The following is a 13,322-nucleotide window of genomic DNA, read 5'->3' on the forward strand; positions in this document are numbered from 1 at the left end:
CTTTAAAGTAACTGTATTACAGGAGGTTCACCATGTATAGGACAAGAAATGCGACAGAGGCAGAATTTCCGGTCTTGGCTGACCACTGGTACAGAATGGCATGCGAGATGAGTGAAATAGACGGCGTGCCAAAACCGGATATACACAGGATAGAAGAAGTGAAATGCTTATTTTTAAGAGAATCGGAAGCTGGACAGTTGATGTTCAGGGTGGCCGTGGATGAGAGTGATCAGATTGCAGCCTGCGCAGGAGGGCTTGTCAGGACAGAATATCCTTACCCGCTTGCAGAGGAGCAAAGTATATTCGGCTGGGTGATCTCCGTATATACGCTTGAAAATCACAGGCATAACGGTCTCGCCTCGACATTAACCGATGAAGTGTGTGAATGGCTAAAACAAAAAGGGGCCAGACGGGCAAGGCTTTGGTCGAGTTCTTCAGGAAGAAGCGTTTATGAAAAGAGCGGATTCAAACCGATGATGGATATGACAAAGCCGCTTCTGTGAATCAGGGGAGTTTTCCAGAATACTCATTAACTCTGTAACTCTGTGCCTAAATCTCTAGTTAACCCGGTTACAGCTAAGGAGAATAAATCGATGTTAAAAATTTTGCGAATTAGTCTGGCCATGCTTGGGTTAGTCATGGCACTATACGGATTTTTTACAGATAATTTCTGGCTGCTGCCATACATGCTGTTCTTAATGGGCGTCATGCTGCTGGTAATGGGGCTGGAAGAATTTCAAAAAGGACGTACAGAGTATGGGTATATAAGTGTCGCGGCTTGTATCTTTCTTATGATTGTCCTGTTTACAATTTAATTTAATGAAGGGCTGTGAATCAGATGAAACAACTTATCACGCTGGGCGGCGGAGGGTTCTCGATGGAACCGGAGAATCCGTTATTGGACCGTTACATACTTGCCCAATCCGATAAATCTAATCCGAAGGTCTGCTTTGTTCCGACCGCAAGCGGCGACTCTGATGATTACATTTCGAGGTTTTACAAGTTTTTTGAAAAAGAACAATGTCAGCCTTCCCACTTATCGTTATTTGATCCGCCTACAAGAGATTTAGAGGGATACTTATTAGAGAAAGATATCATTTACGTCGGCGGGGGGAATACGAAGAATCTGCTTGCTCTGTGGAAAGAATGGGGATTGGAACCTATTCTAAGGAAGGCGTTGGAGAAGGGGATCGTGCTCGCCGGGATCAGCGCGGGTTCGATCTGCTGGTATGAAGAAGGATTGACAGGCTCTTATGGAAATGGACTGGATCCAATTAAGTGCCTTGGCTTCCTGAAAGGCAGCAACTGTCCTCACTTCGATGGGGAAACCGAGAGAAGGCCGGCCTATCATTCATTGATCGAATCCGGTAAAATCCAGCCAGGCATCGCAGAAGATGATGGGGCCGCAGTTCATTACATTGACGGAACCATCCATAAAATCGTCAGTTCACGCCCCGATGCAAAGGCCTATAAGGTTTATTTTGATGGAAAGCTCATAGAAGAGGAGCTTGAAACAGAGTTCCTGGGTGAAAGAAATAACTAGAAAGAGGGAAGTTCCAATGCAGGAATTATCATTGCAAAACGGAAAATCATATAGATTGAAAGAATTCGAGGAAGCTGATTTTGACCAGGTGAACCAGCTTAATGCCGAAGAAGAATGGAACAATCTCGTGAAAAAGAAGGAAGACACGAAGAACGCCTGGCTCCATTCAAATATAAGATTCCTGGTCTGCGACGGCGATACTCTCGCCGGATATGTAAGGGGATTCACGGACGAAAACATAACGACTTACATTTGTGAGCTGCTGATCAACAAGGATTACCGCGGCCAGGGAATGGGGTCCGAGCTCATTAAATTCGTCCATCACCTCTACCCCAAAACGAGGATCGACCTGCTCGGATCATCGACATCAAGAACTTTTTATGAAGATCAAGATTATCGGAAATTTTATGGGTTCAGGAAGACGATTGAGGAGTATTGACGGGAGAGAAAAGGAGCAGGGAAAACATGCTTAAACGAAAATCTGGTGACCGTTCCGGCTGGAAGCGGATTTTAAAAAGGAGATATGCCCAAACCCGCCTTGATACAGCAGAATTCAGAGGATACATCACGTTGCTCGAAACAGTAAAAGTCGCAAAACCGTTAACAGTCCCATACGGGAAAGAACATCTTTCTATAGTGGATGACGGCTATATGTGGCTGCAGCAGTTCCCGCAGGATCAACATCATGCAGTGACGACCGTGTTTGATGCCCGGGGGGAGGTTGTGCAATGGTACATCGATGTCACCCTGCGCAACGGAGTGGAACACGGTATCCCTTGGATGGATGATTTGTTTTTGGATCTCGTCCTATTGCCTTCTGGAGACCTGATCGTTTTGGATGCCGAAGAACTTGAAGACGCCTTATCGACCGGAACGATCGATCAATTACAATATGAATTGGCTTGGGATGAAGCGAATCGTCTTAAGGAGTCAATCAGCAGCGGAAGTTTTGATTTGATCAAACTGTCTAGGGATCATATGGAGTTATTGTCGGGTATTTTGGAGTGAGGAAGTATACCAAGTGATTTACATAGACTGGAGTGAAAAATGGGGAAAGCTTTAACAAAAACAGGAATATTTACAGCCTTGTTCCTTTACCTGCTTGTCCTCTCAAAACTAATCTTATTCAAGCATTTGCCGCTTTCTGAGATCATCAGATATTTTACTTTTGACAGTGATTATTCTTTTTTCGAAAGTCATAATTTCATCCCTTTTAAGACAATTATTTATTATTTGTTCTTAGGGGACGTGAATGTCAATATCCGCGTTGAAAATCTGGTTGGTAATATGGCTGGTTTTGCACCGTTTGGTTTCATGCTGTCTCTATTAACAAAAAGGTTTTTAACTATAAAGAAGATTATTGCCGCGACATTTTGCTTAAGTTTACTATTTGAGTTGATTCAACTTGTTTTCAAATTCGGCAGTTTCGATGTGGATGATCTGATTTTGAATGCGCTTGGCGGTTTGCTGGGATATTTTATACTTCGTGTATGCAGGGGTTTGTGGAATCAATTTAAACGGGTGAAAAAGAAATTATAGTAAGTATGAAAAAGAAAAGGATGATCCAAATGAACATACTATGGGATTTTGACGGAACATTATTTGATACGTATCCTGCCTACACGCGTGTCCTCTCTCAAGTGCTCGGGGATGAAGCTGATAAGCAGGAAATCTATGATAAGTTGAAAGTTTCATTTTCTCATGCAATCGAGTTTTATAACATTTCGGCTGAGCAGGTAGAGGAGATTGAGCGACTTAAGAAAGAACTATCCCCTGTGGATATGGAGCCATTTGCGGGTGTTGAAGAGGTACTGAAGTTTGCCGACCGCAATGTAATTATGACCCATAAAGACAGGGAAGGGGTCCTAGCAATACTAGATCACTACGGCTGGACGCCTTATTTTGCCGATATAATCACGATCGACGACGGGTTCCCGCGCAAGCCGCATCCGGCGGCATACAACCATCTGCATACGAAAAATAGAGTCGACCTCGCCATAGGGGACAGGGATTTGGATTTATTGCCGGCAAAGGAACTGGGGATTGCTACTTGCATGTTTCAGGGGAAGTCGGAGGTAGCGGATTATCATTTGGAGGATTTCAATGATTTTTTTGATAAGGTTCTTCCTTTATTAATAAGATAACTTTCTTAACAAGATGGAGGTAACTTCCATGTCAAACAACGAAAAAGAAGAGACTTTAACCGGCGGAAATGTCTCAAGCGTATACCGATTGAAAGACACGGTCCGCCGCGAATTAAAACCTGAAAGTGCAAAGATTCATACTTTATTAAAACACTTGGAGAAGAAAGGTTACAGACATGCACCTTCGTTTCTGGGGATCGATGATAGAGGCAGGGAAATCCTTTCTTTTATAGAAGGTGAAGCCGGCAACTATCCTTTAAAGGAGTATATGTGGTCTGATGAGGCGTTGGAGGGGATTGCGAACATGCTCCGTCTTTATCATGAAGCGGTCAGCGATTTTCCATTTGATGATCACTGGCAGCCGATCGATAACACCCCGCAGCCATATGAGGTCCTTTGCCACAACGATTTTGCCATTTACAACATCATCTTTAATAAAAAAAAGCCGGTCGGGATCATCGACTTCGATGTAGCTGGTCCGGGACCAAGGATGTACGACATCGCCTACACGCTGTACACATGTGTGCCGTTGAGCAGGCATTATCATTCAGAAACGGGTGAAGAGGTACTCTATAATTCTGAGAAAGATGCCGGGCAGATCAAGCGGAGAGTTCGATTATTCTTTGAAGCCTACGGCATGGACTTTGAAGAAGATTTTGTGGAGATGGTCTTATTACGGTTGGAAGGGATATGTAAGACGATTAAGCGAAAAGCCGAAGAAGGAGATGCCGCTTTTCAAAAGATGCTGGATGAGGGGCATGTCGATCATTATGAAAAGGACCTTGCGTTTGTCCGGGAGCATGGGGGAGAGTGGAAGTCGTAATGAAGAGGGAGATTCTAAACTTAGGGACAGAAATGTCCTTTTTTTCATTGATAAGTGGTAAAAAAAGAATGAAGCTGGCTGTATTGGTCATAGCGGGGCCCGCTCCCTGAAGTTAAAGCAGTATTGATTAGGAACTTAGCAGCTCACAATCGAAAATATTCATATAATTGTGCCGAAATCCTGATTATTGTGCCACTTTCCTGATAATTGAGCCTGTTGTCGAAGTTTCTTTATGCCATATGCCGGTCAGAACAACTATAACATGAGGAATTCCCAGAAAGGAGAAGTATTTATGCAAACGTGGGATAAGCGATTGATCACTACTTCACGCGGTACGTTTGAAGTGTTCATAAAAGGCAGAGGTAAGCCGCTCTGTGTCACCCACCACTACTCAGAGTTCAATGAAACGGGTGACTATTTTGCAGAAACTTTTACATCCGGTCACCAGGTCATTCTAGTGAACTTAAGGGAAGCCGGGGCCTCGGAAAAGGCCCGTGAACCGTATCAGCTGAGCATGCTGGATACAATCTTTGATTTAGAAGCCATACGCGACAGCCTCGGTTTTAAAAAATGGGGCTATGCCGGCCACTCAACCGGCGGGATGCTCGGAGTCCTATATGGAATATATCATTCGGACAGCCTTTTGTTCTCTATCATCACCGGAGCGGCAGCAAGGGAGTATATGACGTTTTCAAAAGACTGTATCTACAATCCTGAACATCCTAATTATCAAATCATGCAGGAATACATGGAGACGCTCAAACAATCGGGTTTGAGTGAAGCTGAAAGAAAGAGGATCAGTGCTAAAAGAACAAAATTATCCCTGGTTCAACCCGAGAAGCATGACCAATATTTTTCTCTGCCGATCCACAAAAGAATGTGTGGTGTCAGGCTTAATTATTTCAGCAGGGAATTACATGTGTTCGATGTAACAAGGAAGCTGAAATTTATCACCGCACCTGCCCTTATCTTGTGCGGCAGACACGACGTTCAGTGTCCGGTTTCGTACTCGATTGAAATGGTGGAAGAAATCCCTTATGCGCAGCTCGCTATATTTGAAGAAAGCAACCACTATCCTTTCTTAGAGGAGAAAGAATTGTTTTGTGAGGTAGTTGTGCGCTTTACAGAACAGGTTACAGGACTATGCCAAAATTAAGGGTGGTGAAAAGATGCCGATAAAAGGTCTCAATCATTTCTTATTTTCAGTATCCGATTTAGAAGAATCCATCTTATTTTATCAGCAGGTATTTGAAGCCAAGCTGCTGGTGAAAGGCCGCAGTACGGCTTATTTTGATTTAAGGGGAATGTGGCTGGCACTCAATGAGGAAAAGGATATCCCGAGGAATGAAATCAACAAATCTTATACACATATTGCTTTTACGGTAGAAGAGACGGAATTTAGTGATATGGTACATAAATTAAAGAAGTTAAAGGTAAATATCCTGCCGGGCCGTTTGAGAGACGAAAGGGATAAAAAGTCCGTTTACTTCACAGATCCCGATGGTCATAAATTTGAGTTTCATACAGGGACGCTGGGGGACAGGCTGGATTATTATAAGGAGGAAAAAGGACATATGGAGTTTTACGATTGACGTTATTTACATATCTGTCTTGAGAAGTGGATTATTGTATAAACTTGATCGTTTGGAACCTATCACCACCTACATCCGTACTTGTGAAAAACCCAAGAAAAGAGGCGACAGTATGGAATTAAATTATCAAACAGCACCTGACTATCATCCGGTTCCTAAGAAAAACGGCACACGGACTTTTATGAATAGTATGGGTGCTGTGATATTTGGAGGGTTCTTGCTGCAGAGCCTGACTGTTCCTTTCACGATCAGTAACAGCGGAGAGTTTTCAAGAATTGAAGAAATAAAGATGGGTGCGGGTAAATTCATGGAGTTATCCCTCTTCACGCTGGTGTGCGCAGTTTTGTATTACCTGCTTGTGAACCTGTACTTCACCGGGGAAAAGGGAAGGCGGATATCCCTGTATATAATCGCATTGCTTGGCATTTTCAGCATCGTGGCAGTGGTTTATTTAGTTCAGCATCCTATGTCTCATTAAATAATGAAAATATCCCATAACCAATGAGGAGTGATCACTTGGAAACATTATTGAAAGCTGACCGAAAAAAATGAATGGCTTGAAGCTTTTCCTGTCATGAGCCAGCTTCGTACGGATTTGACCGAAGAAACCTATTTGGAGCTTCTGAAAGAAATGAGAGAAGACGGGTATAGGTTATTTGGATGTTATCATGACCGGCAGCTTGTCAGTCTTGCGGGAGTTAGTTTGAAGACGAATTTTTATAGTAAGCGCCACGTATTCATCTATGATCTCGTGACTGATGCTGCTCACCGTTCCTCAGGATATGGCGAAAAGTTACTGGATTTCATCCATCAGTGGGCTAAGAGGAATGGTGCAGTGTACGCAGCACTGGAATCGGGTATACAACGGAACGCCGCTCACCGATTTTATGAAGAAAGACTGGATTATGATAAATGGTGTTATTCATTCAGGAAGCTACTCTAAAAAGGAGAAGAAATAGATGATCAAGCTTGAGTACTTCCAACGAACTGACTTTGATCAGCTCATTGATTGGATCGATTCGCCTTCATTTTTACTGCAGTGGGGAGGTCCGGGATTTGATTACCCGTTGGATCGCGAGCAACTGGAACATTATATGGAGAACGCCAATCATGAAGAGGCTGATACACTGATTTATAAGGTTGTCGATGAAGAGACTGGTATAGCAATCGGACATATCTCACTGGGGAAAATAGATCGGAAAAACATGTCCGCACGAATCGGGAAAGTGTTGGTCGGGAGCCGGGAGACAAGAGGAAGAGGCATTGGGCAGAAGATGATCAGGGAAGCCTTGCGGATTGCGTTTGAAGAACTGCATTTACACAGGGTCAGTCTCGGGGTGTTCGATTTTAACACTGCTGCCATCCTTTGTTACGAAAAGGCGGGTTTTAAAAAAGAGGCTTTGCTCCGGGATGCCAGGAAGAACGGAGAGGAGTACTGGAGTTTGTGGGAGATGGGTGTGCTGGCAGAAGAGTGGCGCAAAGGAGTTTAAAGTGTCAAAAGTAAAAGTCTGGATAGATAAAAAAGGGGCGGTCCAATGTGGACAGCCCCTTTATATATGCATCTTATTCGTTCTCTCGTTCTTTCTTCAACTCAAAATACGTATCCATCACCCGCTTCGAGATCGTCTTATTGATATAAGGATCGATCGTTTGATGCGACCAAGGAACGACGGTGGAAAAGGCGATTTCAGGATTATCAAACGGGGCATAGCCGATCAGGGAAGTGTTATATGTCGGCTTTGCTTCTTCCATGTCCGCTCCTTTATAGAATGCCTCGGCGGTTCCTGATTTTCCGGCTGCATTGTATTCGGCGTCTTTGAACAGATTGGCCGTACCCTCTGCACCGTGGAAAACACGGTAGAACCCTTTTTGGACATGTTCAATCTGCTCATTAGTTGCTTCAACCCTGTTCAATACATTGGTTTCTTTTTTATAGATCAGGCTGCCCATTTCGGGTGATCGATTGGACGGCTCGCGGACCTCTTTTAAAAGGTGCGGCTGAACGCGGTTTCCGCCGTTTGCGATCGCAGAAACGTATTGGGCCAGCTGCATGGGTGTGTAGGTATCGTATTGTCCAATCGCAAAGTCGAGAAGTAACCCCGGCTGCTCTGCTTTACCCTGAAATCCAGGGGATTCTCCGGGCAGGTCGATTCCTGTCGTTACACCCAATCCCAATTGGGCAAAATGTTCCCTGAATGTTTGAAAAGGGTTACCTTTTAAGTGAAGCGGAGCATTCGGAATATATTTGCTTCCTGCTATCCGAAGAGCCACTTTCCACATATAAGAGTTAGATGATTTTTCGAGTGCGAATAAATCAGATATCGGCCTCGTATTATTTCCCCATTCGTTGAACCAAGAGGCTTTTTTGGGTGTGCCTTTGATAAAGAGCGGTTCATCCACAATTTTTTCCCCAGGCTCGAGATTGCCGGTCATATAGCCGGTTAAAAGTGTCGCTCCTTTAACAACGGATCCAGGTTCATAGGATGAAGTGAAGGTGCCGAGGGAGTAATCTTCAAAGACGATTTCCCCATTTTGCTTGATTTCATCCACTTTTTGACCGACCATCGCTTCAATTTCCCCTGTATTCGGATCCATCATCACGACAAATGCGCGGTCCAGGTAAGGAGAACCTTCTGTCCCGATATGTTTCGAAAGCTCTTCCTGCACGATTTTCTCAATCTCTTTCTGCAGTTCGACGTCGATGCTCAGGACAAGATCCTTCCCGCTTAGACCTTTTTCAGTCACTTCCGACCCGACGACTTTACCATCTTCAAGTATATTTTTAATCGTCTTATCTTTGCCTTTCAACAGGTCTTCATACTGATACTCAAGGTAGCTTGTACCTACGCGGTCATTCCGGTTGTATCCTTCTGCCAGGTATTCATGAAGCAAATCTTTCGGGATTCCTTCCCTTGACGATGACACGTCCCCGAGAACGGAGCGAAGGGTGCCGCCAAGCGGGTACGCCCTCTTCCAATCGGTCGTGATGTTCACCCCCGGCATTTTGTCGAGATGCGCACTTACCTGGGCGAATTCAACAACGCTGACATCTTTGTTTTTTACAATTTGAGGAGAGAGAGCGTAGCCTCTTGAAATTTTTTGATAAATGACCAGCATTTCTAATTCTTCTTCTGTAAATGAGGACCATTCGTCCTTACTGATGCGGTCCAGTTTTAATTGATAGATTTCCCTGTCAGCCTCTTTTTGCGTGAAGTCTTTCTTATTCTGAATCTCGTTTTTTTCTGATTCTGATACTTTATCATCAGCCTTATCAGGGTTCCTGATTATCCAGAAATCTTTCTTGTCTCTCTCGGTGAGTGATTCTGTTTCAACTTCAATCAAATCTGCCAATTTCCTTGACACTTCCAGCAGTTCTTCCTGAGAAGCATCGGCTGTCCGGGTGTATGTAATGGCCCTCTGCCCCTCATTCGTGACAATCAGCTTGCCGTTCCGGTCATATATTTTTCCGCGGGGAACAGGAGAATCAACAGAAAGACTCTCTTTCTTTTCTACGATTTTTTCATAAGACTGTCCGTTCGCAATCTGTACGAAACCCAGTCTTACGATCAACGTACTGAATAAGAAAAATACCGTGAGAAATAGGATCTTCACCCTCTTGGGCAGTACCTTCCTGTTTGCACGCCGTGATTTTGCTTCCTTTTTCATTTTTATCACCATTTTATCCATTTGATTTCATTATCATTAAAACAGAGGCAGGACCAAAACCCAAGAGATTCTGTTAAACGTTCAAAAAACTGTTTCATTTTTGATGGGATGTTTTAGTGGGGAGGGGTTCTGGCTGAAAGAACTTTTGTAATGCGTGAACAACTGGTGGAAGTGGGGCATGAATGAGCTTTGTTCAAATAAAATAAGGAAACATAATGTTGTCAATTTTTTAGTTTTTTTAAAGAAGGTCTATTTCTATTGACCATAGCAATAATTAAAGCGCAAATAACTGTTCCGATGAGTATGGAAACCATATACGAATAAGGTGACACTGACGTACCTATTGACACATTGTTCGTAAGTCGTTCTGCATTATTCCAAGCAGAGTCGATATCAGGTTCGTACCTTTTTGTTTTAATATAGCCGATGGTCATCATGGTGACAAAATGGATGATGTGGAGAACCAAAGAAAAGAAAAGAAAAGGGCTTGCATTAGTAACTTCACTTTATCAGCTCCGCTCTATTTAATAATTTGCTGCTCTTATAAAAAATCACTTTTGGCTCTTTGAATAATTTTTCTGATGAAAGGTTCCTTATGCTCTGTGTAGGCAGGTCGGTCAAACTTATACTTCACTGCAAGCTCGCTTTTCAGTTGAGCGTATTCCTCAGCTGCCTGCGGATGTTTTCTTAGATAATCCCTGAATAATAACTTCTCATTCCATTCCTTCCCCTGAAATTCGCAAATATGCAAATGGCAGGTTCCTTTTCCCCACAAACCTTTCCTGAAAAACCTTCTATCCGCTAATTCCGGTTTGGGGACATACTCAAAGTCAATTTTGCTCAGAGGTTCAATAAGAATTTCCGTCCTGCTTAAATCGTCGATACCGGCCATGATGTCAATGATCGGCTTGGCTTTTAAGCCTTTTATCGAGGTGCTTCCGATATGTTCGACATTTGAGATTTCATTGCCTGCCGCGTTCACAATCCAATTTTTCTCATATTGATATTTGGTTGCCCATTCCTCGGTGTAAGGAGATAGCTGTACGGTTGGGGTTGACATGGTATCACCTGCTAACGAGAATTATTTTTTTCTTCATATTTATTTTAACATGTAATTCCTAATATGGATTTTATATAAGGCATTGTAATGTTATTTCCATTTTTTGTGTTAAGATAATTAATGATCATCAATTCACAGAACAAGGGGTTTTAGAAATGGAAAGTACAAAAGAGAGTTTATATTTTATTCAGGGTATTGAAGGGTACGACCCTGAATTGGGGAAATTGGTATCGATGATGAATTATGCACGGCATACCCTCCTCGAATCGGTTGGGAATTTGTCAGTGGAAGAATTGGATTTCCATATTGATGAGAAGAGTAATTCAATCGGCATGCTTTTATATCATATCGGAAGTTTAGAGGCAGCCTTTCAAATCATGACCTTTGAAGATCGTGATTTGACAGATGATGAATGGGAGGACCTTAGCTTAGGCATTGTATTAGGAGATGAAGCTAAGGAGAACATAAAAGGAGATTCTTTAGATTTCTATATTGATAGATTATCAGAGATCCGTGCTGTTACCCTAAGTAAGTTCTCAAAGTTAAAAGATTCCTGGCTCGATAATGTGAATTTCTATGGCTGGGATTACCCGGCAAACAATTACTTTAAATGGTTCCATGTATTTGAGGATGAGTTGAATCACAGGGGACAGATCAGGATGATCGCGAAAAGATTGTAGAACGTGGAGGAGGTGCATCATGAAACAAGGAACCTTACATAAAATTAGAGGGAAATATCTACATATAGAAGAGTACGGATCACACAATCAGGAAGCAATACTATATCTGCACGGCGGCCCGGGCGAGAGCTGTTATGACTTTTCTTTCCACCAGGCAGCCAAGCTTCAGGAGCAGTTCAGGCTGATTGCAATTGATCAAAGAGGCGTGTGCCGGTCTGAAGGAATAGAGACAGGAGAGGCCTTTGGTTTAATGGATCTAATAGAAGACTGTGAAGAATTGAGGAAAATCCTCCAAATTGAAAAATGGTCGTTGATCGGACATTCTTTCGGAGGCTTTCTCAGCGTGTTGTATACATCGATATATCCAAATTCCATACATAAGGTAATCCTTGAGTGCCCGACTTTTGATTTTGAATTAACCTCCAGGAGCCTGCTTAGAAAAACGGCGCTTCTATCAAGGGAGCTCAACAATGATGAAATCGCGAAGAAGTGCCTCTCATTGGCAGACTCCGAAGAATCAATTTCCATCCAGGAACTGACGGAGAAATACCTTGAATACAGTGATACATTGGAGTCGGAACGAATGAAAATCTACCGCTTTAATTTTGATAACCCGACCGACTATTCACTGTACTCTGATGAAGAATGGAATCGGTTATACGACAAGTCTGATGTTCATTTTGATTTGCTCCGAAAAGAAGGGGAGATATTTAAATCCCTCCTGCCGTTATTTGAGGAGATACATCATGAGATGCTCCTGATGCAGGGAGAGCACGATCCGGTTACATGTGATAAGCAGGTTGAAGCGTTTAATAAGTCTGCGAATGGAAGGACTTATATGTTTTATCATTGCGGGCACAGCCCTCACTACGAGCAGCCGGATGAATTCAGGGAGGTTGTGGGGGCGTTTTTGACGGGTGAGCCTGCTGTCAACTGAGTGATAACAGGGTTTGCCATTTCGGAAAGCAAGTGCTGAATCTTTTTTTGAAAGAATAGAAACTTTTAATAGATACAACCGTAAAAAGATTATAAAATCTTTACTCGGGGGAATTGCATGTTTGAACAGAATAATCAAATCTTTTTACAAAAAGATACCGTAAGTATCAGAAAGAAATATACTATAAGTTCAGATAAGAAAATCATCGGGACAGTTGAAGAAACAATGGAATCTTCCAAGAACATTGGCAGACAGCTTTTAAATTTGATCGGTTTAAATAGTGCTGCAAGTATAGAAATGAAGTTAATGGACGAAAAGGAAAACACAATAGGGATTATTAAAAAGAAGCCCGGTTTTTATAAAGACTTTCTATTATATTCGGAACATGGCGATCATTTAGCAACAATTACTTCGGAAGTTAAAGTGAATTCGCCTAGGCTGACTGTATATGATGTCAACGGGATGAAAATCATTGAAGCAACAGGTGGATATGGTGCGACCGACTTCCAGGTTATTGACCAACAGGAAGGCAGACTAGTATCCACTATTAAGAGACGTTCAATGGTTTATTCAACTGTAAAGGAAAATCTAATAAATGATGATGGGTATTATATTGATTGTACAGCGGCAGAAGGCGTATTCAATTTTTACTTGATTGCCATGGGTATCGTTGTTGATTATTACTTTTTTCAGCATTAAAGATAGATTATTTTGATGGAGGAAAAGGTGAGATACCAACGATATTGCTGGCGACGATAGTCGAAGCAATAAAAATCCACCGCTGATGAACATGGAAAGGGAGGAAGCATGTTTATTATTATAGGATCCATTATACTTTGGTGCTGTTTAGTTGGATATGCAATAAAGACTTTCACTC

18 protein-coding genes are annotated in these 13,322 nt (G+C 42.6%); 16 read left to right on the forward strand and 2 right to left on the reverse strand.

Features of this window, described 5'->3' with window-relative positions; genetic code table 11:
• The first annotated feature begins 32 nt into the window (after window positions 1-32).
• The 13 genes from BHE18_RS18455 to BHE18_RS18515 all read left to right on the forward strand — a co-directional run bounded on the left by BHE18_RS18455 (window position 33) and on the right by BHE18_RS18515 (window position 7,592).
• Window positions 33-503: a GNAT family N-acetyltransferase gene (locus BHE18_RS18455; protein ID WP_071619981.1), complete on the forward strand. Its 471-nt coding sequence runs from the start codon at window positions 33-35 to the stop codon at window positions 501-503.
• A 90-nt stretch (window positions 504-593) separates the two neighbouring features.
• Window positions 594-815, forward strand: coding sequence for a DUF3953 domain-containing protein (locus BHE18_RS18460; protein WP_071619982.1), 222 nt, complete (start codon window positions 594-596; stop codon window positions 813-815).
• Between the two features lie 23 nt (window positions 816-838).
• Complete coding sequence (locus BHE18_RS18465; protein WP_071619983.1) at window positions 839-1,543, forward strand: peptidase E; 705 nt, start codon at window positions 839-841, stop codon at window positions 1,541-1,543.
• Between the two features lie 16 nt (window positions 1,544-1,559).
• Window positions 1,560-1,982, forward strand: coding sequence for a GNAT family N-acetyltransferase (locus BHE18_RS18470; RefSeq protein WP_071619984.1), 423 nt, complete (start codon window positions 1,560-1,562; stop codon window positions 1,980-1,982).
• A gap of 26 nt (window positions 1,983-2,008) precedes the next feature.
• Window positions 2,009-2,551, forward strand: coding sequence for a DUF402 domain-containing protein (locus tag BHE18_RS18475; RefSeq protein WP_071620267.1), 543 nt, complete (start codon window positions 2,009-2,011; stop codon window positions 2,549-2,551).
• Between the two features lie 39 nt (window positions 2,552-2,590).
• On the forward strand, window positions 2,591-3,082 hold the full coding sequence (locus tag BHE18_RS18480) for a VanZ family protein (protein ID WP_071619985.1): 492 nt from the start codon (window positions 2,591-2,593) through the stop codon (window positions 3,080-3,082).
• Between the two features lie 29 nt (window positions 3,083-3,111).
• On the forward strand, window positions 3,112-3,687 hold the full coding sequence (locus BHE18_RS18485; protein WP_071619986.1) for an HAD-IA family hydrolase: 576 nt from the start codon (window positions 3,112-3,114) through the stop codon (window positions 3,685-3,687).
• Window positions 3,688-3,715: 28 nt separating this feature from the next.
• Window positions 3,716-4,510: a phosphotransferase gene (locus tag BHE18_RS18490; RefSeq protein WP_071619987.1), complete on the forward strand. Its 795-nt coding sequence runs from the start codon at window positions 3,716-3,718 to the stop codon at window positions 4,508-4,510.
• 292 nt (window positions 4,511-4,802) lie between these two features.
• Window positions 4,803-5,666: an alpha/beta fold hydrolase gene (locus tag BHE18_RS18495; RefSeq protein WP_071619988.1), complete on the forward strand. Its 864-nt coding sequence runs from the start codon at window positions 4,803-4,805 to the stop codon at window positions 5,664-5,666.
• A 13-nt stretch (window positions 5,667-5,679) separates the two neighbouring features.
• On the forward strand, window positions 5,680-6,102 hold the full coding sequence (fosM, locus tag BHE18_RS18500) for a FosM family fosfomycin resistance protein (RefSeq protein WP_071619989.1): 423 nt from the start codon (window positions 5,680-5,682) through the stop codon (window positions 6,100-6,102).
• Window positions 6,103-6,214: 112 nt separating this feature from the next.
• Window positions 6,215-6,580, forward strand: a complete 366-nt coding sequence (locus tag BHE18_RS18505) for a hypothetical protein (RefSeq protein WP_071619990.1) — start codon at window positions 6,215-6,217, stop codon at window positions 6,578-6,580.
• A gap of 96 nt (window positions 6,581-6,676) precedes the next feature.
• A complete protein-coding gene (locus BHE18_RS18510; protein WP_083573882.1) occupies window positions 6,677-7,045 on the forward strand; it encodes a GNAT family N-acetyltransferase in 369 nt (122 codons plus the stop codon).
• A gap of 16 nt (window positions 7,046-7,061) precedes the next feature.
• The gene (locus BHE18_RS18515) at window positions 7,062-7,592 is read left to right on the forward strand and encodes a GNAT family N-acetyltransferase (RefSeq protein WP_071619992.1); all 531 of its coding nucleotides are present in this window, start codon (window positions 7,062-7,064) and stop codon (window positions 7,590-7,592) included.
• Between the two features lie 73 nt (window positions 7,593-7,665).
• Here the strand turns inward: BHE18_RS18515 and BHE18_RS18520 are convergent, their stop codons facing one another.
• Together BHE18_RS18520 and BHE18_RS18530 are read right to left on the reverse strand one after the other, a co-directional pair.
• Window positions 7,666-9,768: a peptidoglycan D,D-transpeptidase FtsI family protein gene (locus tag BHE18_RS18520; protein ID WP_235860381.1), complete on the reverse strand. Its 2,103-nt coding sequence runs from the start codon at window positions 9,766-9,768 to the stop codon at window positions 7,666-7,668.
• Window positions 9,769-10,309: 541 nt separating this feature from the next.
• A complete protein-coding gene (locus tag BHE18_RS18530) occupies window positions 10,310-10,828 on the reverse strand; it encodes a GrpB family protein (protein ID WP_071619994.1) in 519 nt (172 codons plus the stop codon).
• Between the two features lie 155 nt (window positions 10,829-10,983).
• Between BHE18_RS18530 and BHE18_RS18535 the strand changes: the two genes are divergently transcribed.
• The 3 genes from BHE18_RS18535 (at window position 10,984) to BHE18_RS18545 (ending at window position 13,144) form a co-directional block, all read left to right on the forward strand.
• A complete protein-coding gene (locus BHE18_RS18535; RefSeq protein ID WP_071619995.1) occupies window positions 10,984-11,508 on the forward strand; it encodes a DinB family protein in 525 nt (174 codons plus the stop codon).
• 19 nt (window positions 11,509-11,527) lie between these two features.
• On the forward strand, window positions 11,528-12,445 hold the full coding sequence (locus tag BHE18_RS18540; RefSeq protein ID WP_071619996.1) for an alpha/beta fold hydrolase: 918 nt from the start codon (window positions 11,528-11,530) through the stop codon (window positions 12,443-12,445).
• A 117-nt stretch (window positions 12,446-12,562) separates the two neighbouring features.
• The gene (locus BHE18_RS18545) at window positions 12,563-13,144 is read left to right on the forward strand and encodes a hypothetical protein (protein WP_071619997.1); all 582 of its coding nucleotides are present in this window, start codon (window positions 12,563-12,565) and stop codon (window positions 13,142-13,144) included.
• The last annotated feature ends 178 nt before the right edge of the window (window positions 13,145-13,322 follow it).

The organism is Rossellomorea aquimaris (assembly GCF_001877785.1).
In the GTDB taxonomy this organism is placed as follows: Bacteria; Bacillota; Bacilli; order Bacillales; family Bacillaceae_B; genus Rossellomorea; species Rossellomorea aquimaris_A.